Origin of the sequence: Cellulomonas rhizosphaerae (assembly GCF_003470205.1) — a bacterium.
Taxonomy (GTDB): Bacteria; Actinomycetota; Actinomycetes; order Actinomycetales; family Cellulomonadaceae; genus Cellulomonas; species Cellulomonas rhizosphaerae.
In genome coordinates, this window is the sequence record NZ_QWKP01000177.1 from 1 (window position 1) to 21,883 (window position 21,883).

21 protein-coding genes and 1 pseudogene are annotated in these 21,883 nt (G+C 73.7%); 1 reads left to right on the plus strand and 21 read right to left on the minus strand.

The window, feature by feature from the left end:
- The 13 genes and pseudogenes from D1825_RS07770 to rpsP form a co-directional block, all read right to left on the minus strand.
- Positions 1-298: pseudogene (locus D1825_RS07770) on the minus strand (FliA/WhiG family RNA polymerase sigma factor); the annotation flags it as partial.
- A gap of 17 nt (positions 299-315) precedes the next feature.
- The gene (locus tag D1825_RS07775) at positions 316-1,248 is read right to left on the minus strand and encodes a tyrosine recombinase XerC (RefSeq protein ID WP_118766869.1); all 933 of its coding nucleotides are present in this window, start codon (positions 1,246-1,248) and stop codon (positions 316-318) included.
- A gap of 325 nt (positions 1,249-1,573) precedes the next feature.
- On the minus strand, positions 1,574-3,052 hold the full coding sequence (dprA, locus tag D1825_RS07780; protein ID WP_233549708.1) for a DNA-processing protein DprA: 1,479 nt from the start codon (positions 3,050-3,052) through the stop codon (positions 1,574-1,576).
- Entirely contained in the window at positions 3,049-4,572 is a 1,524-nt protein-coding gene (locus D1825_RS07785; protein ID WP_118766870.1) for a YifB family Mg chelatase-like AAA ATPase, read from the minus strand. The genes dprA and D1825_RS07785 overlap by 4 nt, the downstream gene beginning before the upstream one ends.
- 1 nt (position 4,573) lies before the next feature.
- Positions 4,574-4,930: a YraN family protein gene (locus D1825_RS07790; RefSeq protein WP_118766871.1), complete on the minus strand. Its 357-nt coding sequence runs from the start codon at positions 4,928-4,930 to the stop codon at positions 4,574-4,576.
- A gap of 110 nt (positions 4,931-5,040) precedes the next feature.
- Positions 5,041-5,364 carry a DUF2469 domain-containing protein gene (locus D1825_RS07795; protein WP_118766872.1) on the minus strand — a complete coding sequence of 108 codons (324 nt, stop codon included), beginning with the start codon at positions 5,362-5,364 and terminating at the stop codon, positions 5,041-5,043.
- Positions 5,365-5,371: 7 nt separating this feature from the next.
- Positions 5,372-6,115 carry a ribonuclease HII gene (locus D1825_RS07800; RefSeq protein WP_233549711.1) on the minus strand — a complete coding sequence of 248 codons (744 nt, stop codon included), beginning with the start codon at positions 6,113-6,115 and terminating at the stop codon, positions 5,372-5,374.
- Positions 6,112-6,909, minus strand: coding sequence for a signal peptidase I (gene lepB / locus D1825_RS07805; protein WP_233549712.1), 798 nt, complete (start codon positions 6,907-6,909; stop codon positions 6,112-6,114). The genes D1825_RS07800 and lepB overlap by 4 nt, the downstream gene beginning before the upstream one ends.
- 122 nt (positions 6,910-7,031) lie before the next feature.
- The gene (gene rplS, locus D1825_RS07810) at positions 7,032-7,397 is read right to left on the minus strand and encodes a 50S ribosomal protein L19 (RefSeq protein ID WP_118766889.1); all 366 of its coding nucleotides are present in this window, start codon (positions 7,395-7,397) and stop codon (positions 7,032-7,034) included.
- 224 nt (positions 7,398-7,621) lie between these two features.
- On the minus strand, positions 7,622-8,398 hold the full coding sequence (trmD, locus tag D1825_RS07815; RefSeq protein WP_118766873.1) for a tRNA (guanosine(37)-N1)-methyltransferase TrmD: 777 nt from the start codon (positions 8,396-8,398) through the stop codon (positions 7,622-7,624).
- A 1-nt stretch (position 8,399) separates the two neighbouring features.
- Positions 8,400-8,957 (minus strand): ribosome maturation factor RimM, encoded by a 558-nt coding sequence (gene rimM / locus D1825_RS07820; RefSeq protein ID WP_118766874.1) that lies wholly within the window; start codon positions 8,955-8,957, stop codon positions 8,400-8,402.
- Positions 8,958-9,046: 89 nt separating this feature from the next.
- Positions 9,047-9,286 carry an RNA-binding protein gene (locus D1825_RS07825; protein ID WP_118766875.1) on the minus strand — a complete coding sequence of 80 codons (240 nt, stop codon included), beginning with the start codon at positions 9,284-9,286 and terminating at the stop codon, positions 9,047-9,049.
- A complete protein-coding gene (rpsP, locus tag D1825_RS07830; protein WP_118766876.1) occupies positions 9,286-9,702 on the minus strand; it encodes a 30S ribosomal protein S16 in 417 nt (138 codons plus the stop codon). Before rpsP ends, D1825_RS07825 begins: the two co-directional genes overlap by 1 nt.
- 218 nt (positions 9,703-9,920) lie before the next feature.
- Here rpsP and D1825_RS07835 point away from each other — a divergent pair, with 218 nt between their 5' ends.
- On the plus strand, positions 9,921-11,555 hold the full coding sequence (locus tag D1825_RS07835) for a peptidase M16 family protein (RefSeq protein ID WP_138067524.1): 1,635 nt from the start codon (positions 9,921-9,923) through the stop codon (positions 11,553-11,555).
- On the opposite strand, the gene D1825_RS07840 is transcribed toward D1825_RS07835, so the two are convergent.
- The 8 genes from D1825_RS07840 to D1825_RS07875 form a co-directional block, all read right to left on the minus strand.
- Complete coding sequence (locus D1825_RS07840) at positions 11,459-12,559, minus strand: amidohydrolase family protein (protein ID WP_233549714.1); 1,101 nt, start codon at positions 12,557-12,559, stop codon at positions 11,459-11,461. The two genes, D1825_RS07835 and D1825_RS07840, sit on opposite strands and share 97 nt — an antisense overlap.
- A 5-nt stretch (positions 12,560-12,564) precedes the next feature.
- Entirely contained in the window at positions 12,565-14,154 is a 1,590-nt protein-coding gene (ffh, locus tag D1825_RS07845) for a signal recognition particle protein (protein ID WP_118766879.1), read from the minus strand.
- Positions 14,155-14,179: 25 nt separating this feature from the next.
- Positions 14,180-15,976 (minus strand): [protein-PII] uridylyltransferase, encoded by a 1,797-nt coding sequence (locus D1825_RS07850; RefSeq protein WP_118766880.1) that lies wholly within the window; start codon positions 15,974-15,976, stop codon positions 14,180-14,182.
- A 4-nt stretch (positions 15,977-15,980) separates the two neighbouring features.
- Entirely contained in the window at positions 15,981-16,322 is a 342-nt protein-coding gene (locus D1825_RS07855) for a P-II family nitrogen regulator (RefSeq protein ID WP_118766881.1), read from the minus strand.
- Positions 16,322-17,629 carry an ammonium transporter gene (locus D1825_RS07860; protein ID WP_118766882.1) on the minus strand — a complete coding sequence of 436 codons (1,308 nt, stop codon included), beginning with the start codon at positions 17,627-17,629 and terminating at the stop codon, positions 16,322-16,324. The genes D1825_RS07855 and D1825_RS07860 overlap by 1 nt, the downstream gene beginning before the upstream one ends.
- A gap of 158 nt (positions 17,630-17,787) precedes the next feature.
- Positions 17,788-19,008 carry a signal recognition particle-docking protein FtsY gene (gene ftsY / locus D1825_RS07865; protein WP_118766883.1) on the minus strand — a complete coding sequence of 407 codons (1,221 nt, stop codon included), beginning with the start codon at positions 19,006-19,008 and terminating at the stop codon, positions 17,788-17,790.
- Between the two features lie 35 nt (positions 19,009-19,043).
- Positions 19,044-19,358: a hypothetical protein gene (locus D1825_RS07870; RefSeq protein WP_118766884.1), complete on the minus strand. Its 315-nt coding sequence runs from the start codon at positions 19,356-19,358 to the stop codon at positions 19,044-19,046.
- Between the two features lie 83 nt (positions 19,359-19,441).
- A partial coding sequence (locus D1825_RS07875) for an AAA family ATPase (protein WP_118766885.1) occupies positions 19,442-21,883 on the minus strand: 2,442 nt, incomplete at its 5' end.

Below are 21,883 nucleotides of genomic sequence, written 5' to 3' on the forward strand. Positions count from 1 at the left end.
CCCGGCCCGCGACGGCCGCGACGAGCGGGGCGTAGTGCAGGATCAGGTTCTGGCGGGCGGTGGCACAGCCCTTGTCCTTGAGGTCCACCCACAGCAGCGCGAGTGCCGCAGCGGCCTCGTCGGCCAGGGGCGCCCGCTGCGTCGGGATCTCGGGCGCCTCGACGAGCGAGCCGAGCTCGGCGTCGACGGCACCGTCAGCCTGCAGGTTGCGCGGCTGGGGAACGACGCCGGCGGGGGCAGCGTCGGCACCGACGTGCGCCAGCCATGCGGCGGCGGCGTCTACCTGGGTCGTCGTCATCTTCGGCTCCGGGGGGATCAGGCGCGGGGGTGGGCGAGTGCGTAGGCGGAGCGGAGTCGCTCCGCCGAGATGTGGGTGTAGCGCTGCGTGGTCGCGAGGCTCGCGTGGCCGAGGATCTCCTGGACGCTGCGCAGGTCCGAGCCGCCCTCGAGCAGGTGCGTCGCCGCGGTGTGGCGCAGGCCGTGCGGGGCCAGGTCCTCGACGTCGGCGGCCGCGGTCGCGGCGTGCACGACGTCGCGCACCTGACGCGGGTCGATGCGACCGCCGCGCAGACCGAGGAACAGCGCGTCGGGCGAGTCGGCGCGGGCGAGTGCGGGGCGAGCGGTCTCGAGCCAGGCGACGAGCGCGGTGCGGGCCGGGACGCCGAACGGCACGACGCGCTCCTTCGAGCCCTTGCCGAGCACCCGCAGGGTCCGCTCGGCGAGGTCGACGTCGCGCAGGTCGGCGGAGCACAGCTCCCCGACCCGGATGCCGGTCGCGTAGAGCAGCTCGAGCAGCGTCCAGTCCCGCACGTGCGCGGCCTCGCCGTCGCCGGCGCGCTCACGCGCGGTGTCGATGACGGCGGCGACGGCACCGGTACGCAGCACGGTCGGCAGCGGGGCACTGACGCGTGCGTTGGCGAGCCGCAGCGACGGGTCGACAGCGATCCGGTCGGTGCGCGCGGCCCACGCGAGGAAGGTCCGGGCAGCAGCGCCGCGACGCGCGAGCGTCGCGCGGCTGCGCTTGGCGGCCGCCTGCGAGGCGAGCCACGCCCGCAGCATGCGCAGGTCGATGTCGTCCAGAGTCGACGCGCCGTGGCGCACCGAGAACCCGAGGAGCGCCTCGACGTCGCTGCGGTAGGCGCGGTCCGTGTGGACCGAGAGGCCCCGCTGGGACGAGACGTACGACGAGAACGCGTCGAGCAGCGCAGCCCGGCAGGGCGCCTTCTCGATGAGCTCGGTCGTGGTCATGGCCCTACGGTGACCTGAAACACACAGCCAAGACAAGACCGGAATTCACCTGCCTGGGCTAATGCTGGTCGAATGCCACCGGAATGTCCGATTGTGGGGTCGTGACAAGGGCCACATGGGCGGTTTTTCACCCGCTCGCCACTTCAGTCGGCGGGACCTTCTGCCCCGTCACTCGTCGGTGGACGACCGGTACACCCGTTCGGCCTCCCCGACACGCCGGTGACGCGAAAGGTGCGACGTGGAACGAACGGGACATGCATGTGTTCCACCATTCCAACGCGCCCGGTCGCGTTGCGGTTCCGGGTTTCGTCGCCATTCCTTGCGCTCAATTCGGGCGCACGCGCCACCGGTCGCCGTCACGCACCGCCAACCCGTCGAACTCGAGCAGGCCGAGCGCTGCCCGGGCCTCCCCCAGGGTCACCCCGGCGCGGGCGGCCACGTCCTCCACCGGAACCCCCATCCGGCGCGGCAGGGCGTCCAGAACACGCACCACGCCCGGGTCGAGGCCGTCCGCCAGCCGCGGTGGGCCCACGCGCTCGGGCACGAGGTCCGACCCGACGAGCCCGGCCAGGTCCATCAACTCGGCGGCATCGGTCACGCAGACCGCCGAGCCCTCGCGCAGCAGCCGGTGGCACCCGGCCGACGCCACCGAGGTCACCGGCCCGGGCACCGCTCCGACCGGACGCAGCAGCCGCGCCGCGTGGTGAGCGGTGCTCATCGCGCCCGACCTCCATGCCGCCTCGACGACGACCGTTGCCCGCGCCGCCGCGGCGATGACCCGGTTCCGCTGGAGGAACCTTCCCTTGGTTGGCACGCTGCCGGGCGGCACCTCGGCGACGAGCGCTCCTCCCCCGCCCACGGCCGCCTCGAAGATCCGAGCGTTGCCGGCCGGGTACGCCCGGTCGACGCCGCCCGCCAGCAGCACGACCGTGCGCCCGCCCCGCGAGAGGGCGCCGCGGTGCGCGGCGGCGTCGATCCCGTACGCCCCGCCGGAGACCACGCACGCCCGCGCGTCGACCGCCCCCGCGGCCAGGTCGACCGCGACGCGCTCGCCGTACGTCGTCGACGCGCGCGAGCCGACGATCGCCACCGACCGCGCCAGGAGGGCGCCCAGGTCCGCCTCGCCGCGCACCCAGAGCCCGAAGGGCGCTGCGGCACCGAGGTCGTCGAGACCCACGGGCCACCCGGGGTCGCCAGGAACGACGAACGAGCCGCCGAGTGTCGCCAGGGCGGCCAGCCGCCGCGACGGCTCCGCGTCGCGCAGACGCAGTCCCCACCGCTCGGCTGCCCGCGCGAGCCTCACCCCGCCGGGCCAGCTCGCCGCGCCCTGCTCCGCACGGTGTGCGCGTGATGGGTCGACGCGTCGCGGGTCATCTCGTGGCGAGTCAGCAGGTGCCGCCTCGACGCGTAACGCGTCAGCGCGCTGCGGATCGGTCGACGGACGTGCAGTTGACGGACGTGCGGTCGTCGGACGTGCGGTCGACGCCCGCGCGTCGACGTGCTCCGGCACGGCCCACAGCGCGCCATCCTGCTCGCGGTCGCGACCGCCCGGCGCCTCCCCCGTCACCTCGGCCCACGCAGCCCGGACTCCGACGTCCGTCGCGAGGACGACGAGTCGCAGCGCGTCGACCGCCCCGAGCGTCGCGACCAGCGCGCCCGCGACGAGGTCACCGGGTTCGGCGAGCCCGCTCCACGCCGCTCGGGCGGCGCGGTCGTCCAGGCCGGAGCCCATCGACCAGCCCGCGAGGCCGACGGGCGAGGCCGCCGTGCCGCCCACCACCCCGTCACGTCCGGGCGCCGTCATGCCCCGTGCCCCCGCGTCCGCAGCAGGAGCGCCCGGCCGACGTCGGAGCGTCCCGGCGCGGCACGTCCGTCGAGGTCCGCCAGCGTCCACGCCACGCGGAGCACCCGATCCACGCCGCGCATGCTCAGCGTCCCGCGATCGAGCGCACGGTCGAGGTCGCCGAGCAACGACGCGTCCGCGCCGAGCCGCTCGCGCAGCCACCCGCCCGGCGCCTCGGCGCCCGTGCGCCACGGGGTGCCGGCCAGCCGCTCCCGCGCCGCCCCGCGCGCGGCAGATACCCGCCCCGCCACGACGGCGGTCGGTTCGCCCTCGGCGCCGCCGGCGCGCGCAGGCTGCAGCTCCACCTGCAGGTCCACGCGATCGAGCAGCGGCCCGGACAGCTTGCCGAAGTAGCGGCGCCGCTGCTCGCTGCGGCAGGTGCACTCCAACCCCTTGCCCACGGCCTTGCCGCACGGGCACGGGTTCGCCGCGAGCACGAGCTGGAAGCGCGCCGGGTAGCGCGCGGCGCCCTGCGCCCGGTGCAGCACGAGCTCACCGTGCTCCAGCGGCTGGCGCAGCGTCTGCAGGACGGCGGTCGAGAACTCCGGCGCCTCGTCCAGGAACAGGACTCCCCGATGGGCTCGCGACGCCGCACCCGGCCGCGGCGTGCCGGAACCGCCGCCCACGACGCTCGCGGGAGTCGCGGTGTGGTGCGGGTCCTCGAACGGGGGTCGGCGCAGCAGCCCCCCGCCGGGGTCGAACGTGCCCGCCACCGAGTGCACGGCCGTCACCTCGACGGCGTCCGCCTCGTCGAGGTCGGGCAGCAGCCCGGGCAGCCGCGCGGCGAGCATCGTCTTGCCCGTCCCCGGAGGCCCGACCATCAGCAGGTGGTGCCCGCCCGCCGCGGCGACCTCGAGGCACTCGCGCGCGTCGCTCTGACCGACCACGTCGGCGAGGTCGAGCACACCCCGTGGCGGCGCGGCGGGCACGGCCTCGAGCGTCGCGTCCGCGAGCTCCGGCACGTCCACCTCGGCGCCGTACCGGGCTGCGACCTCGGCGAGCGAGCCGACCCCCGCGACGCGAGCGCCCGGCACGAGCGCGGCCTCGGCCGCGTTGGCGTGCGGGACGACGACGCGCGGGTGCCCCGCCGCCACGGCGGCCGCGACCGCGGGCAGCACCCCGCGCACGGGCCGGACCCGCCCGTCGAGCCCCAGCTCGCCGATGTGCACGACGCCGACGGCCGCCGCCGCGTCCAGCACCTCGGCGCCGACCAGTGTCGCCACGGCGATCGCCAGGTCGAACGACGAGCCCGACTTCGCGAGCGTCGCCGGAGACAGGTTGACCGTGATCCGCCGGTTGGGCCACGGCAGCCCCGAGGACGTGACCGCCGCGCGCACCCGGTCGCGTGCCTCGGCCAGGGAGGCGTCCGGCAGCCCGACCAGCGTGAACGCGGGCAGCGACGGCGCGAGGTGCGCCTCGACCTCGACGACGTGCCCGGTCAGGCCGACCAGCGCGACCGCGAGCGTCCGCCCGAGCACCACGTCAGATCACCCCCACGAGGTGCTCGACGACCGCGGCGCCGCGCGGCGGCAGGAGCACCGCGATGACGTCGACCCGCACCGAGGCGACCCGCTGGTCGTGCGCCGCGAGCCACGCGGCGGCCAGGCGTCGGACGCGGGCGAGCTTGAGGCGCGTCACGGCCTCCGCGGGATGGCCGTAGGCCGTCGAGCGTCGCGTCTTGACCTCGACGACCACCAGCTCGTCGCCGTCGAGCCCGACCAGGTCGAGCTCACCGTCGCGGCACCGCCAGTTCCGGTCGAGGACCTGCCACCCCGCCTCCAGCACGTGCTGCGCGGCGACGTCCTCGCCGTACCGTCCGACCGCATCCTTGGCTCGCATGCGACGACCGTGCCGCACGCGGACCGGCGCGCGTCGGGCGCACGGTCAGTTCTGGGGACGGCCGTCCCGGACCGCGGTCCTGTGGTCGGCTCGCCGTGCCCGAGGGCCGCTCAGCGCGGGAAGCCGGCCCCGCCGCCGAGGTCGAGCTCCGCCTTGGCGAGCTCCTCGACGTTGACGTCCTTGAACGTCACGACGCGCACCGACTTCACGAACCGGGCCGAGCGGTACACGTCCCACACCCAGGCGTCGGCGAGCGTGAGCTCGAAGTAGACCTCGCCCGCGGCGGACCGCACCTGCAGGTCCACCTGGTTGGCCAGGTAGAAACGACGCTCGGTCTCCACCACGTACGAGAAGAGGCCGACGACGTCGCGGTACTCGCGGTAGAGCGCGAGCTCCATGTCGGTCTCGTAGTTCTCCAGGTCCTCGGCACTCACGCGCTCATCATCCCCCACCCGGCACGTCGCCCAGGACACCCACGCCGGGAAGTCGCCACGAGCGGCGGTGCAGCACGCTCGGCCCGTGGGCGGCCAGGGCCGCGAGGTGGTCGGGCGAGGCGTAGCCCTTGTTCTCGTCCCAGCGGTACGCGGGGTGCTCGGGCGCCAGGGCGGCCATGAGGGCGTCCCGCTCGCACTTGGCGAGCACGCTCGCGGCCGCCACGCTCGCGCACGTGCGGTCCGCCTTGACGCGCATGTGGACGCGCGGCCCGTCTGCCGCGACGACCTCGTCGAACAGGCTCGCCTGCGCGGGCGGCGTGAGCCAGTCGTGCGAGCCGTCGAGCAGGACGACGTCCACGGGACCGACGCGCTCGGCCACGGCGGCCAGCGCCCGGGTCCCGGCCAGCCGCAGGGCGGCGATGATCCCGATCTCGTCGATCTCGGCGGCACTGGCGTGCCCGACGGCCCGCGCAGTCCCCCACCGGCCCAGCGCGGGCAGGAGCGCGGTGCGTGCGAGCGGCGTCAGGAGCTTGGAGTCGGCGACCCCGCGCGGCGCGGAGCGGGTCGAGACGTCGACGACGACCACCCCGACGCTCACGGGCCCGGCGAGCGAGCCGCGGCCGACCTCGTCCATGCCCGCGACGAGTCGCGCGCCGGTGCGCAGCAGGACGCGCTCGTGGCGCAGGTGCGGCCCGGGTCGAGCCGTCCGGCCGGGCCGGGCGGCGACCGAGACGGCCGCCCCGACGGTCACGACGCGGCCGGCACGTCCGCGAACGTGTCGCCCGGGTTGCGCAGCAGGTCCCAGTGGTCCGCGGGCCAGACGATGACGAAGGCCACGCCCACCACGTTGTCGACCGGGACGGACCCGCCGCCCGGCTCGCCCTGGTGCCAGCGAGAGTCCGCCGAGTGCTGCCGGTTGTCGCCCATGACCCAGATGCTGTTGGGCGGGACGACGATGTCGAACGCGAACTCGCTCGGCTGCGCACCGGGTGCCAGGTAGGGCTCGTCGATCGCGACGCCGTTGACCGTGACCGGCTTGCCGGCGCCCTCGCACGCGACGTGGTCGCCGGGCAGCCCGATGAGGCGCTTGACCAGGTGCTCGCCCGCGTCCTCCGGGTAGAGGCCGATGAACGAGAGCGCGTCGCGCACGACGGTGCCGACCGGACCGGTGGGGGTGTCCTCGACCTCGTCGCCGAGCCAGTGGTTCGGGTCCTTGAACACGACGACGTCGCCGCGGTGCAGGTCGAACGGTCCGGGGGTCAGCTTGCTGACCAGGATGCGGTCGTTCTTGATGAGCGTGTCGTTCATCGACCCGCTGGGGATGAAGAACGCCTGCACGAGGAACGTCTTGACGATGAGGGACAGCACGAGCGCGCTGACGAGGATGATCACCGTCTCGCGCAGGAACGACATCCCGGAGCTGCGGTGCTTGTCGCGACGGTCCGGGTCGGCTGCGTGCCGCGGCGCCGCGTGCTCGTCGCCGGTCGCCGTGCTCGGCGTGCCGGAGGCGGTCGGCGGGGCGGCTTCGTCGGCGGGGTCGATCACCCGGACACTCTCGCACGCCGAACCGTGCCGCGCGCACAGGGCCGCGCTCCGAGACGGGCACGCCCGGGAACGCCGAAGGGCGGCCACCACTAGGTGACCGCCCTTCGAGGAGTGCTGCGTGATCAGGCCTTCTTGGCCGGGATCGCGTCGCGCTTCTCCTTGATCTTGGCCTTCTTGCCGCGGAGCTTGCGCAGGTAGTACAGCTTCGCGCGGCGCACGTCACCGCGCGTCACGACCTCGATCGACTCGAGGCTCGGGGAGTGCACCGGGAACGTGCGCTCGACGCCGACCTGGAAGCTGACCTTGCGGACCGTGAAGGTCTCGCGGACGCCCTCGCCCTGACGGGCGATGACGACACCCTGGAACGCCTGGATGCGCGAGCGGTTGCCCTCGACGACCTTGACGTTGACCTTGAGCGTGTCGCCGGGACGGAAGTCCGGGATGTCGGAGCGCAGCGACGCTGCGTCGACCTGGTCGAGCGTGTGCATGGTGTTCACTCTCCCGCCCTGCCACAGGTCAGAAGCGTCATCGTGGGCAGCCGGGCGCCCGCGTGTGCAGGCGAGGTACGGCGTACCCGTGGTCTGGTTCCGGTGCGTCCGGTGGTCATGTCGAGACATGTCCCGGGTGGCCGTGATCGTCTCCCCTGTGGCAGAGACGCAGCCATACGCGCACCAGCGGTCAATTCTGCCACAGCGGGCCGTCGAGCCCCTAATCAGGGCTGGGTCAGGCGGCCGCTCTCCACGCCCCAGCCGAGGCCCTCGAGGGTCGCCAGGTCGTGCTTGTCGAGACCGGCGACGTCGAGCGCGAGCAGCATGTCCGGCCGGCGCGCGGCGGTGCGGACGAGCGCCTGGTCCCGGCGCCACCGCTCGATGCGCGCGTGGTGACCGGACAGCAGCACCTCGGGGATTTCGAGCTCGGCCCACGCGGGCGGCTTGGTGTAGACGGGGTACTCGAGCAGGCCGGCCGCGCCGTGCGACTCCTCGACGAGCGAGTGCGGGTTGCCGACGACGCCCGGGAGCAGCCGCCCGACGGCCTCGACGACGACGAGCGCCGCGACCTCTCCCCCGTTGAGGACGTAGTCGCCGATGGAGAACTCGGTGACGCGCACGCCGGGCCGCGAGCGGTAGTGCTCGGCGACGCGCGCGTCGATCCCCTCGTACCGCCCGCACGCGATGACCAGGTGCTGCTCGGTCGCGAGCGCCTCGGCGGTGCGCTGCGTGAGCGGCTCCCCCGAGGGCGTCGGGATCAGCAGGTGCGCGCCCTCGTCGAGCACGTCGTCCAGCGCCGCGCCCCACACGTCGGGCCGCATGACCATGCCGGCGCCGCCGCCGAAGGGCGTGTCGTCGACCGTGCGGTGCCGGTCCGTCGTCCAGTCGCGCAGGTCGTGCACGCGCAGGTCGAGCAGCCCGGTCTCGCGGGCCTTGCCGACCAGCGAGAGGTCCAGCGGCGCGAGGTAGCCGGGGAAGATCGAGACGACGTCGATGCGCACGTCAGTCCTTCGCCGGGCCGCGCGTCTCGTCGGACACGACGAGGTTCGCGGCGTCCGACGCGAGCAGACCACCGGGCGGGTCGATCACGACGCGTCCGCCCGGGACGTCGACCACTGGCACGATCGCTCGCACGAACGGGATCAGCGTGCGCGCGCCGTCGGGCTCGCGCAGGACAAGCATGTCGTGGGCCGGCAGGTGCTCGAGCCCGACGATCTCCCCGAGCTCGCGGCCGTCGACGTGCTCGGCGCGCAGGCCGGCCAGCTCGTGCGGGTACCAGGCGTCCTCGTCGTCGTCCTCGGCCTCGTCGGAGTCCGTGACGATCGTCGTGCCGCGCAGCGCCTCGGCGGCCGTGCGGTCGTTGACCTCGGCGAACTGGACGTACCAGCGCCCCTGCTGGTTGCGCGTGCCGACGATCGTGAGCGGGCCAGCCGAGGCCGGCTGCGTCGTCACGACCGAGCCGACCGCGAGGCGCTCGTCGGGCGCGTCCGTGCGCAGGTCGAGGCCGACCTCGCCGCGCAGACCGTGGGCGCGGCTGACGACCGCGACGATGAGCTCCATGGGTTTTCCTCCGTGACGTGGGCGAAGGCCCGGCCCCCAGGTTAGGGGACCGGGCCTTCGTGAAACCGGGTGATGCGTGCCGAGGCTGATCAGCGACGGTCGACGTCGACCACGTCGACCCGCACCGAGCCGTCGGCGGACAGCGCCCCGACGACCGTGCGCAGGGCCTTGGCGGTGCGACCGGCGCGGCCGATCACGCGACCGAGGTCCTCGGGGTGGACCCGGACCTCCAGCAGCTCGCCGCGTCGCAGCGACGACGAGCTCACGCGGACGTCGTCAGGGTGATCGACGATGCCGCGCACCAGGTGCTCGAGCGCCTCGGCGAGCATCAGGCCTGCTCGTCCTCGGTAGCCTCGGCCGCGGGGGCCTCGGCCTTCTTCTCCGACGCCTTCGCCTTGACCTTCTCGGCGTCAGCGGCGGCGGCCTCGATGGCGGCCTTCGGGTCGACCTTGTCGGCCTTGGTGCGGAGGGTGCCCTCCTGGCCGGGCAGGTTCTTGAACTTCTGCCAGTCACCCGTGATCTTGAGGAGGACGGCGACCTGCTCGGTCGGCTGCGCGCCGACGCCGAGCCAGTACTGCGCACGCTCGGAGTTGACCTCGATGAACGAGGGCTCCTCGGTGGGGTGGTACTTGCCGATCTCCTCGATGACGCGACCGTCGCGCTTGGTGCGCGAGTCGGCGACGACGATGCGGTAGTACGGCGCGCGGATCTTGCCCAGGCGCTTGAGACGAATCTTGGTGGCCACGGTGTGGTCTTCTCCTGAGGTCTGCTGTGGTTGCGCCCCCGCGTGCCCGTGGGGTTGGGCTCGCCGGTGACGCGAAGGACACGACGGCTGCAGGTAGAGGGGCTGCTGCCATCGGGTACAGCCGACCATTGTGCCAGACGGGGCGGGCGCCTCCCAACACCGAGGGGGGAGGCTACGCTGCGCCCCGCGCGCCCCCTGCGAGATCGAGGTACATGACCATGAGTGACACCAACGACGGCGACCGCCCGCTGGTCGTGACAGACCGCCTGGGCACCGTGCCCCACACCTGGACGGAGGTACCGGGGGATGCGACGTCGACCCTCGCGTTCGGCGTGGGGTACCGCGACCTGACTCCGCGGACCGCAGGTCTGACGCACCTCGTCGAGCATCTCGTGATGCACCGCGTGGGGCCTGTAGCCCTCCGGCACAACGCCGAGTCGGGCACGAGCCACACCTCGTTCTACGCGTCAGGGAACGCGGCGGCGCGCGCCGACTTCCTCGAGCGGGTTGCCGCAGCGGTGTCGGGCCTGGACGACGTCGGCGCCGACGAGCTCGAAGTCGTCCGCGGTGCCGTCCTCGCGGAGGTTGGGCGCGACGGCCTGCACGTCGCCCGCGATCCACTGGGATTGCGTTACGGGCTTGCTGGGCTCGGAGTGCAGGCCGCGAACCACGCCCGGCTCATGGACTGGACCGCCGACGAGGTCGTGACGCTCTCTCGGGAGCGGTTCCACGCGGGCAACGCGCACGTCTCGAGCACGTCGGCACTCCCGACCGGGTTCCAGCTCCACCTCCCGGCCGGCGGCCGCGTGACGAGGGTCGCGCACCCGGCCGACGCATTGACGGGCAGGACGTGGAGCGCACTCTCGGGCCCGGGCGTGACGTTCGCCGGCACCGTGCCGCACGTCCGCGAGGAGAGCGTGGTGGCCTTCGCCGTGAGGGTGGTCGGGTACGCGCTGCACGAGACGCTGCGCTCCCGACTGGGGCACGTGTACTCCGTCGACGAGTTCGGCGGCGTCGTCGACGACGACGGTACGCACTGGGCGTTCACGCTCGACCCGCCGGACACGGCCGTCGACTCCGTCGTCGTCCACGGAATCGGCGTGCTCCAGGAGCTGGCCACGGCCGGCCCACGTCCGGAGCACCTCGAGCACGCCAGGGCAACGGCCGAGCACGACCTCTCGGCGACGTCGTCGCTCGCGTCCTGGCTCGACTGGGCTGCTGTCGGATCGCTGCGTGGTCGTGACGTGCCGACGATCGATCAGGAGCTCCGGGCCGTTCGTTCGGCAACAGCCGACGACGTGAGATCGGTCGTGGTCGAGCTCCTGCGGACGATGCTCGTCGGGACGTCGTTCGATCACGAGATCGGGCCCGAGGCTGAGGCGGCCCTCAGCGGCTTCGGCGCTGTACCGCGGCCACCGTTCCCCGATCCGCTGGGTCGCGAACCGGACGAGGTGGCGCAGGCACTCCTCCCTCGCGGGATGCGCGCGGCCATGCGCAGCGGCATGACCAGCTATCACGGCCGTCGATCGCGCGATGCCTCGGGCCAGGTCGTCTTCATGCGGCCGGAATGCCTGATTCTCGCGGAGCCGGGCATGGTGACCGTCGTTCCCTATGACGAGGTCGTGCTTGCGGGCATCGACGCCGACGGCGAGGTCGAGCTTGCCGGAGCGAGGGGCGACGTGCTCTGGCTCGACCCCGCTGACTTCAAAGGCCTGACGCACGACCAGCTCCTGGCTCACGTGCCGGCCGACGTGATCTATCGCAAGGACGGCCCCGCTACAGCCGAGCCGCGCAGCACCACGGCGCGTGGTTCACGCAGGTGGCGGACGTCGTCGCGCGGGTCGTCGGCGTAGACCACGATGTCCGCGCTCGCGCCCTCCTCGATCGACGGGACGCCGAGCCAGCGCCGCGTGCGCCAGCTCGCGGCGGCGACGACGTCGCGGGCCGGGATGCCGGCGCGCGCCATCTCGAGCGCCTCGTCCGCGATCAGCCCGTGGCGCAGGGTCCCGCCCGCGTCGGTCCCGACGAGCACGGGCACGCCGGCCTCGTGGAGGTTGCGGACGTGCTCGTAGCGCCGCTCCCCCATGACCGCCATGCGAGCGGCGAACCGCGGGAAGCGCGCGCCCTGCGCGGCAATGGCCGGAAACTGCGCGACCTGCAGCAGCGTCGCCGTGACGGGGACTCCGGCGGCGGCGATGCGGTGGATGTGATCCGGCGAGGCGCCGGTGGCGTGCTCGAGGCAGTCGATCCCGGCGTCGAGCAGGTCGTCGAGCGACTCGGTCGCGAAGGTGTGGGCCGTGACCCGCGCGCCGGCGTCGTGCGCGGCGGAGATGGCGTCCGCGAGGACGGAGCGCGGCCACAGCGGCGTCAGGTCCGCGTCGGACCCGAGCGACCGGTCGATCCAGTCCGCGACCAGCTTGACCCACCCGTCGCCCCGCGCCGCCTCCTCGCGGACCGCGGCGGGCAGCTCGGAGGGCGAGCCCAGCTCGCGGCCGTAGTGGCGCAGGTACCGCTTGGGCAGCGCCAGGTGCCGACCCGACCGGATCAGCCGGGGCAGGTCGTCGCGCTCGTGCACCCAGCCGGTGTCGGCGGGCGAGCCCGCGTCGCGCACCAGGAGCACGCCCGAATCGCGGTCGGCCAGCGCCTGTTGCTCGGCGACCTCGTCGGGCACCGGGCCGTCCGCGGCGAGGCCGATGTGGCAGTGCACGTCGACCAGGCCGGGCAGCACAACGCCCTCGATGGTCGTCGTCGGCCCGGAGGGACGCGTGAACGTCAGCACCCCGCCGACGACCCAGACCTCACCGACCTCGCGCTCGTCGTCCAGGACGACGGTGCCGCGAAGGTGCAGGTCAGGCACGTAGGTCAGCGTCCGCCGAGGAACTTGTCGAACCCGGCGGGCAGCTCCAGCGTCGACGGGTCGACGTCCTTCGGAGCCTGGGCGCCGAGCCCGAACGACGAGCCCGCGGGTGCCGCGGGCTTCGTCGCGACGCCGCGCTCCTGCTGCGCACGCAGCGCGGGGTTGCCCGACTTGCCCTTGACCTTGCGCGCCGGCGCCTGACGACCGCGCGACTTCTTGCCGCCCATGCCCGGCAGGTTGCCCATGCCCGGCATGCCCGGCATGCCGCCGCCCTTGGCCATCTGCTTCATCATCTTCTGGGCGCCGTCGAAGCGCTCCAGCAGCTGGTTGATGGCCGTCGTCGTGGTGCCCGAGCCCGCAGCGATGCGCGAGCGTCGCGAGCCGTTGATGATCTTGGGGTTCTGCCGCTCGGCGGGCGTCATCGAGCGGATGATCGCCTCGATCCGGTCGACCTCGCGCTCGTCGAAGTTGTCCAGCGCCTCGCGCATCTGGCCCATGCCCGGGAGCATCCCGAACATCTTCTTCATCGAGCCCATCTTCTTGAGCTGGTTCATCTGCTCGAGGAAGTCCTCGAGCGTGAAGTCCTCGCCCGCGGCGAGCTTGCCCGCCATCTTCTCGGTCTGCTCGGCGTCGAAGTTCTTCTCGGCCTGCTCGATGAGCGTGAGCACGTCGCCCATGTCGAGGATGCGCGACGCCATGCGGTCGGGGTGGAAGACCTCGAAGTCGGTGAGCTTCTCACCGGTGCTGGCGTACATGATCGGGCGGCCGGTGACCGACGCGACCGACAGGGCCGCGCCACCGCGCGCGTCGCCGTCGAGCTTGGAGAGCACCACGCCCGTGAAGCCGACCCCGTCGGCGAAGGCCTGCGCGGTGGTGACCGCGTCCTGGCCGATCATCGCGTCGATGACGAAGAGGATCTCGTCGGGGTTGACGGCGTCGCGGATGTCCGACGCCTGCTGCATGAGGTCCGCGTCGACGCCGAGGCGGCCGGCGGTGTCGACGATGAGCACGTCGTGCTGGCGCTGGTGGGCGGTCTCGAGACCGGCGCGCGCGACGCCGACGGGGTCCGCGCCGAACGGCAGCACGTCGTCGGAGCCCTGGTTGCCCGGGTGCGGTGCGAACACCGGCACGCCGGCGCGCTCGCCGACGACCTGGAGCTGCGTGACGGCGTTGGGGCGCTGCAGGTCCGCGGCGACGAGGAGCGGGGTGTGGCCCTGCGCCTTGAGGTGCAGCGCGAGCTTGCCCGCGAGGGTCGTCTTGCCGGCGCCCTGGAGGCCCGCGAGCAGGATGACCGTCGGCGGCGTCTTGGCCAGGTTCAGCGTGCGGGTGTCCCCGCCGAGGATCGCGACGAGCTCCTCGTTGACGATCTTGACGATCTGCTGCGCCGGGTTCAGCGCGCCGGACACCTCGGCCGAGAGCGCGCGCTCGCGCACGGCTCCCGTGAAGGAGCGGACGACGGGGACGGCGACGTCCGCGTCCAGCAGGGCGCGGCGGATCTCGCGCACGGTGGCGTCGATGTCCGCCTCGGACAGCCGCCCCTTGGTGCGCAGGTTCTTGAAGGTCGACGTCAGTCGGTCGGACAGGGTGGCGAACACCTGGCGGTCCTCACGGCTCGATGGATCAGGGACGGTCCAGCGTACCCGCCAGTTCGCGGTGGGCCCGTGCCACGAGGTCGTCGACCAGCGTCGCGCGCCACGTGCTCCACGCGGCCGGGCCTGCGGCCACGGCGTCGGCCTCGGTGAGCACGCGGAGCACCGCGAGCAGGTCGGCGCGGTGGTCCACGGCGCCCAGCAGCCGCTCGACGGTCGCCGGGTCGTCGGGGTCGGCGGTCGTGGCGAGGTCGACGAGCGTCAGGTGCTCGCGCACGAGCCGCGTCGCGTCCGCGGCCATCTGCTCGCCGAAGCCCATCCGCAGCACGATCGGGCCGACGAGGCGCGCGCCCTCGATCGAGTGGTCCCCCGCGCCCGCGCGCTTGCCGATGTCGTGCAGCAGCGCGGTGACCAGCAGGGTGTCCCCCAGCGCCAGGTCGCGCCGCTCCGCAGCCGCGTTCGCGACGGTCTCGACGAGGTGGCGATCCACGGTGTGGCGGTGCACGGGCGAGCGCTGCGGCCTGTTGCGCACCGCCGCCCACTCGGGGATCCACGTCGTGACCACGCCCGCGAGGTCGAGCGCCTCCCAGATCGGCGTCTGCGCATGGCCGGAGCCGAGCAGCTGCAGCAGGTACGTGCGCGCAGCCTTGGGCCACGGCTCGGGCAGGGGCGGCGTCGCCGTGAGGTTCGCGACCGACAGCGGCGAGAGCACGAGCCCCGTCCGGGCCGCGGTCGCGGCGGCGCGCAGCGCGAGCAGCGGGTCCTCGGCGGGCTTGGCGTCGACCGCGAGGACGATCTCGCCGTCGTGCTCGACGAGCCCCTCGGCGATCGCGCGCAGTCGGGGCGGCGTGCGGCGGCCGCGGACGAACACCGGTCCGCGCGCGGGGCGCTGCAGGGCCTGGCGCGCGTTGCGCGCCGTGGTGTCGAGCGCGTAGGAGATCACGCGACCGGCCTCGGCGATGCTCGCGAGCAGGTCGTCTCGGTCGTCGAAGCCGACGAGGGCCGCGACCTCGTCCTGGTCGGCGAGCAGGAGTCGGTTGGTGTGACGGCGGGTCACCACCTGGACGCTGTCCCGCACGTCGAGCAGGTGCGCGTAGGCGCGGTCGACGGCCCCGTGGGGCCGGTCCGTCAGCCAGGACGCGCTGAGGGCCGAGAGGACGACGGCGTCGCGGATCCCGCCGCGCGCCTCCTTGAGCTCGGGCTCGATGAGATAGGCGAGCTCGCCGTGGCGGTCGGCGCGCTGCTTGGTGGACGCCAGCAGCTCGGGCAGACGCCGGCGAGCCGCCGAGCGCCAGTCCTCGAGCAGGGCCGACTTGGCCCGCGAGATCACGACCGCGTCGCCGGCGACGGGCTGCAGGTCCAGCAGGCCCACCGCGGCGGGCAGGTCCTTCGACGCGACCTGCCGGCACTGGGCCAGCGACCGCACCGAGTGGTCGAGGTCGAGGCCCGCGTCCCAGAGCGGGTACCAGAGCCGCTGCGCGAGCGCCGAGAGCTCCTCGGCGCTGTGCCCGCGGCCCTCGTGCACCAGCAGCAGGTCGAGGTCGCTGACCGGGCTCGCATCGCCGCGGCCGATGCTGCCGACCGCTCCGAGCGCCACGCCGCTGACGTCGGAGTCCGCGGTGGCGTCCTCCCACAGCTCGGCGAGCCGCTGGACGACCAGCCGCGCGATCGCGGCGCGACGGGCGATGCCGTCGGTCTGTGGGCCGGTGAGTCCGGCGGCGAGGTCGAGCCGTTCGACGCGCAGGTCCCGCACCCCACGAGCGGGATGCGGGACCTGCGTCGACTCGTCCCCGGCCGCTGCCCCCACGGGCGGCCGTTCGTTGTTCATCCGGTCAGAGCGCGTCGTCGCCGTGCTCGCCGGTACGGACGCGAACCACGTCCTCGACCGGCACGACCCAGACCTTGCCGTCACCGATCTTGCCGGTCTGCGCCGCCTTGACCAGGACGTCGGTCACGCTCGCCACGTCCTCGTCGCCGATGAGCACGTCGATCTTGACCTTGGGAACCAGGTCGACCGTGTACTCGGCGCCGCGGTAGACCTCCGTGTGGCCCTTCTGACGGCCGTAGCCGCTGGCCTCGCTCACGGTCAGGCCACGCACTCCGGCCGCCTCGAGCGCCGACTTCACATCGTCCAGCCGGTGCGGCTGGATGACCGCGGTCACAAGCTTCGTCATCACTTCACCTCCGTCACGACGCGGGAGCCCGCGCCCAGCGTCTCGTACGCGGACTCGGCGTGCACGGCGAGGTCGATACCGCCGACCTCAGCCTCCTCGGAGACCCGGATGCCGATCGTCTTCTTCAGGATGTAGCCGATCACGAACGTCGCCGTGAAGCTGAACACCACGGCCGCGACCGCGACGATGGCCTGCGTGAGCAGCTGGTCGATACCGCCGCCGTAGAACAGGCCCTCCTTCGCGCCGTCCGGGAGGAAGGTGCTGTTGTCCGCCGTGGCGAACAGGCCGATCAGCAGCGTGCCGACCAGACCACCCACGAGGTGGACACCGACCACGTCGAGCGAGTCGTCGTAGCCGAACCGGTACTTCAGGCCCACGGCCAGGGCGCAGAGCACACCGGCGATGGCGCCGATCGCGATCGCACCGTAGGAGTCGACCGCCGCGGCGGCCGGCGTGATGGCGACCAGGCCCGCGACGACACCGGACGCGGCACCCAGCGACGTCGCGTGACCGTCGCGGAGCTTCTCCGTGGCGAGCCAGGCGAGCATCGCGACGCAGGTCGCGACCGTGGTGTTGAGCCAGGCGCGGCCCGCGACGCCGTCGGCGCCGAACTCGGAGCCGGCGTTGAAGCCGAACCAGCCGAACCACAGCAGCGCCGCACCGAGCATGACGAACGGCAGGTTGTGGGGCCGCATGGGCTCCTTGCCGAAGCCCTTGCGGATGCCGAGCAGCAGCGCGAGCGCCAGGCCAGCCGTACCGGCGTTGATGTGGACGACCGTGCCGCCGGCGAAGTCGATGGGGGTCGAGATCGACTCCGTGATGCCCGAGCCGCTCAGGTTGCCGCCGCCCCAGACCATGTGGGCCATGGGGATGTAGACGACCGTGACCCAGATGCCACCGAAGACGAGCCAGGAGTTGAACTTCATGCGGTCCGCGACCGCACCGGAGATCAGGGCCACGGTGATGACCGCGAACGTCAGCTGGAAGCCGGCGCCCACGAGGAACGGGACGCCCGAGAGAGCCATGAGGCTGTCCGCGTCGGTCGCGCCCTGCAGGCCGAACCACTGGGTCGGGTCGGCGAAGAACCCGCCGATGTCGCTTCCGCCGAACGTGGCCGAGTAGCCGTAGAGCACCCAGATGAGCCCGACGAGGCCCATCGCGCCGAAGCTCATCATCATCATGTTCAGGACGCTCTTGCCGCGCACCATGCCGCCGTAGAAGAACGCCAGTCCAGGCGTCATCAGCAGCACGAGCGACGCGGCGAGCAGCATGAACGCCGTGTTGCCTGTGTCGAGTGTGAAGTCCATCGAGAGTGCCTCTCCCCTCGCCAGCCCGGGGTGGCTGGTCCGCACTTACAGTCGACGGTCGGGGTTTCCGTCGCTCGCGGGACGCGTTACGCGCAGGTGACAAGCGTCACGCGCACGTAAACGTTCGGTTTCGTGGTGAGCGGATGTCCAGTTCTGCGTCAGCCCTCGAGCAGCCCGTCGACGAAGGACGCCGCATCGAACGGCGCCAGGTCGTCGGGGCCCTCGCCGAGTCCGACGAGCTTCACGGGGACGCCCAGCTCGCGCTGCACGGCGACAACGATCCCGCCCTTGGCCGTGCCGTCCAGCTTGGTCAGCACGATCCCGGTGACGCCCGCGACCTCGCCGAACACGCGCGCCTGGTTGAGGCCGTTCTGGCCGGTCGTCGCGTCGAGCACGAGCAGCACCTCGGACAGCGGCGCCTCGCGCGTGATGACGCGCGTGATCTTGCCGAGCTCGTCCATCAGGCCGGCCTTGTTCTGCAGGCGTCCCGCGGTGTCGACGAGCACGACGTCGACGCCCGAGGCCTTGCCGGTGCGCACCGCGTCGAACGCGACCGCGGCCGGGTCCGCGCCGTCGCGGTCGGACCGCACGGTCGGCACGCCGACGCGCGAGCCCCACGTCTGCAGCTGGTCGGCCGCGGCCGCGCGGAACGTGTCGGCGGCGCCCAGGACCACCGAGCGGTCCTCGGCGACGAGCACGCGCGCGAGCTTGCCCACGGTGGTCGTCTTGCCCGTGCCGTTGACGCCGACGACGAGCACCACGGCCGGTGTCGCCTCGCCCGCGGCGTCGACGCCGGGTGCGAGGTTGAGCGAACGGTCCAGGGTCGGGTCGACCAGGGCGATGAGCTGCTCGCGCAGCAGGTCGCGCACCGCGCCGGGCTCGCGCACGCCGTCGACGCGGACGCGCGTGCGGAGCGCCTCGATGAGGTCGCCCGTGGGGCCGGCGCCGACGTCGGCGAGCAGGAGCGTCTCCTCCAGCTCGTCCCAGTCGTCCTCGGTGAGGTGGTCGCGGGACAGCACCGCGAGCAGGCGCGTGCCGAGCGGTGAGCCCGAGCGGGCCAGGCGTCCGCGCAGCCGCGCGAGGCGGCCGGCCACGGGCGCCGGGACGTCCAGCTGGACGTCGAGGTCGCCCTCCGTCACGCCGTCGGGGACGACGAGGTCCTCGTCGACCGACGGCTCGAGCAGGTCGGGGTCCGTGGTCGCCGATGGGGCGACCGGGGGGGCCGTGAGGACGTCGGACCCGTTCGCACCCCCGGTCGTCGGGTCCGGGGTCTCGTCGGCCTGGTCACGACGGCGGCGCACGAAGACCGTGCTCACGGCGACGAGGAGCGCGGCGGGGATGCCGGCGGCCAGCAGGTACGTCCAGGTGTCCGGGTTCACCGGGTCAGTCTGTCAGGTGCGTGCGAGCTGGCGCGTCAGGAACGGCGGGCGCCGGGAAGGGCGCCGAGGGCTTTGTCGCGGGCGCGGTGCAGGCCCTCGCCCAGCTCGTCGACCTGCAGGTACGGGTCGCCCTCGTCGGCCGTGACGGTGAGGAACTCGACGAGCTTGAGGTCGACCGGCTCGGCCTCGGCGGCCCGGGCGGCCTCGTCGCGCGTGCCACGGGCGGCCCAGCCGGCCCGGAAGCTGCGCCAGGGCGAGCCCTGGGAGTCGCCCGCGCTCGTGGCGCTCGCGACGAGCAGCACGAGGCCGGCAGCGAGCAGAGCGACGAGGATTCCGATGACGACGACCACGGGACCAGTCTGTGCGGCACCCGCCGCGCGGGAGCAGCGCCGGGCGGGACCGCTGCCAACCCGCCACACAATCTCCACACGCGTCAGACCGCGGCGTCCTCGCGCATCCGTTGGCTGATGACGGTGGTCACACCGTCGCCGCGCATCGTCACGCCGTACAGCGCGTCGGCGATCTCCATCGTGCGCTTCTGGTGCGTGACGACGATGAGCTGCGAGTCCTCCTGCAGCTCGCGGAAGATCTCGAGCAGCCGCCCGAGGTTGGCGTCGTCGAGCGCCGCCTCGACCTCGTCCATCACGTAGAACGGGCTCGGCCGGGCCTTGAAGATCGCGACGAGCATCGCCACCGCCGTGAGCGACCGCTCGCCGCCGGACAGCAGCGAGAGCCGCTTGACCTTCTTGCCCGCGGGTCGCGCCTCGACGTCGATGCCCGTGGTGAGCATGTTGTCCGGGTCGGTCAGCACCAGCCGGCCCTCGCCACCGGGGAACAGCCGCGGGAACACGACGTCGAACGCCGCCGCGGTGTCGCGGTAGGCGTCGGCGAAGACCTGCTCGACGCGCTCGTCGATCTCCTTGACGATCACCAGCAGGTCGGCACGCGACTTCTTCAGGTCCGCGAGCTGGTCGGTGAGGAACTTGTGCCGCTCCTCGAGCGCAGCGAACTCCTCGAGCGCGAGCGGGTTGACGCGCCCGAGCAGCGACAGCGCGCGCTCGGCGGCGCGCAGCCGCTTCTCCTGCTGCTCGCGCACGTACGGCACGGCGGTCGGCGCCTCGGGGTCCGCCTCGGTGCCCGGCATGACGACGACGGGCACGTCCCGGTGCGGCCCGAACTCGTCGAGCAGCACCGCGGGGTCGATCCCGAGCTCCTCGACCGATCGGTTCTGCAGGGCCTCGACCCGCAGCCGCTGCTGCGTGCGGGCGACCTCGTCGCGGTGCGCGACGTCGGTCAGCCGGGCGAGCTCGGCGGCGCGCTGCTCGACGTCGGCCCGGGTCACGGCGATGAGCCGGTCACGCTCGCCGCGCGCCGTCTCGGCCTCGTCGCGCTCGTCGGACGCGCGGCGCAGCGAGACGTCCAGGGACGCGAGCGCACGATCGGCGCCGATCCGCACGGCCTGCGCCACGACGACCTGCCGGGCCCGGGCCCGCTCGCGCTCGGCCGCCTTCTCGCGCGCGGCGCGCTCGGTGCGCGCGGCCCGCTCGAGCGACTCGGCGCGGCCGGCCAGGGCACGGGCGCGCTCCTCGACGGTCCGGAGCGACAGGCGTGACTCGGTCTCCCGCGAGCGGGCGCCCGTGGCGTGCTCGGCGAGCCGGTCGCGGCGTGCCGACCCTTCGAGGATCGCGGCCTCGCTCTCAGCGGGCTCGACCTCGGCGGCGGCGAGCCGCTCGGTGAGCTCGGCGAGGTCGGCGGTGTCCTGCTCGAGCGTGCGCGAGGCCACCTCGAGCGACGCCTCGACGCGCTCCGCCTCGGCCCGCGCCGCACGCGCGGTCGAGCCGAGGTGCCCCAGCTGCTCGGCGACCGCGGCCAGGGCGGCGTCCGACTCGTTCAGGCGCTCGAGCGTCGCCTCGTGCGCGTCGTCGGCCGCGGCCTGCGCGGTCGTGGCGGCGGCGAGCTCGAAGCGCAGCCGCTCGGCCGTCGCGGTGGCCTCGGCGGCGCCGTGGCGCGCCTGGTCGAGCGCGGACTGCAGGTGCAGCGCGCTCGGTGCGGTCGCGGAGCCGCCCGATGCATGGTGCCGCGAGAGAACGTCGCCCGTGCGGGTCGCGACGACGAGGTCGGGGTGGGCGGCCAGCGTTGCGCGGGCCTGCGCGAGGTCGTCGACCACGACCACGCCGTCGAGAAGCTCCGCGACCGCGCCGCGCACGTGCTCGGGCGCCTGGACGAGGTCGACGGCCCACTGCGCGCCGTCGATCGGTGCGCGCACGGCGGGCGCCGATGACGAGCCACCGACCAGCAGCGACACCCGCCCGGCGTCCTCGGTGCGCAGGTAGCGGATCGCGTCGACGGCTGCCTCGACCGACTCGACGGCGACGGCGTCGGCGATCGCGCCGAGCGCGGCCACCACGGCCTCCTCGTCGCGCGGGTCGACCGCGAGCAGCGCCGCGACGGTGCCGATGGTGCCGCTCACGCCGTCGGCCGCGAGCAGCGCACCCACGCCGTCCTTGCGCGTCAGGCTCAGCTCGAGCGTCTCGGCGCGCGACTCGAGGGCCGTGCGCTCGCGCTCCGCGGCTCCCAGCCGCTCGGTGAGGTCGGTGACCTGCGCGTTCGCCGTCTCGAGCGCCTCGAGCGCGGCCTCGTGCTCGGCGTCGAGGCCCTCCTCGCCCTCCTCGACGCCCGCGACCTGCGATTCGAGCGCCGCGAACTGCGTGGTCGCGTCGGCGCCGCGGGCCTGGGCCGCGACGAGCGACTCGCGCAGGCGGCCGAGCTCGGCCTGGGTCGCCTCGACGCGGCTGCGGCGCGCGGCCACCTGCCCGGCGAGCCGGGCCACGCCCTCGCGGCGGTCGGCGGCGCCGCGCAGCGACGTGGCGAGCTC

Coding starts and splice junctions, on each gene's coding strand:
- D1825_RS07835 (WP_138067524.1), top strand. CDS start 9,921: ATGAGTGACACCAACGACGGCGACCGCCCGCTGGTCGTGACAGACCGC.
- D1825_RS07860 (WP_118766882.1), bottom strand. CDS start 17,629: ATGGACTTCACACTCGACACAGGCAACACGGCGTTCATGCTGCTCGCC.
- D1825_RS07825 (WP_118766875.1), bottom strand. CDS start 9,286: ATGCTCGCCGAGGCGCTCGAGCACCTGGTGCGCGGCATCGTCGATCAC.
- D1825_RS07855 (WP_118766881.1), bottom strand. CDS start 16,322: ATGACGAAGCTTGTGACCGCGGTCATCCAGCCGCACCGGCTGGACGAT.
- rplS (WP_118766889.1), bottom strand. CDS start 7,397: ATGCACACGCTCGACCAGGTCGACGCAGCGTCGCTGCGCTCCGACATC.
- D1825_RS07775 (WP_118766869.1), bottom strand. CDS start 1,248: ATGACCACGACCGAGCTCATCGAGAAGGCGCCCTGCCGGGCTGCGCTG.
- D1825_RS07850 (WP_118766880.1), bottom strand. CDS start 15,976: ATGAACAACGAACGGCCGCCCGTGGGGGCAGCGGCCGGGGACGAGTCG.
- rimM (WP_118766874.1), bottom strand. CDS start 8,957: ATGGAGCTCATCGTCGCGGTCGTCAGCCGCGCCCACGGTCTGCGCGGC.
- D1825_RS07790 (WP_118766871.1), bottom strand. CDS start 4,930: ATGCGAGCCAAGGATGCGGTCGGACGGTACGGCGAGGACGTCGCCGCG.
- dprA (WP_233549708.1), bottom strand. CDS start 3,052: ATGACGGCGCCCGGACGTGACGGGGTGGTGGGCGGCACGGCGGCCTCG.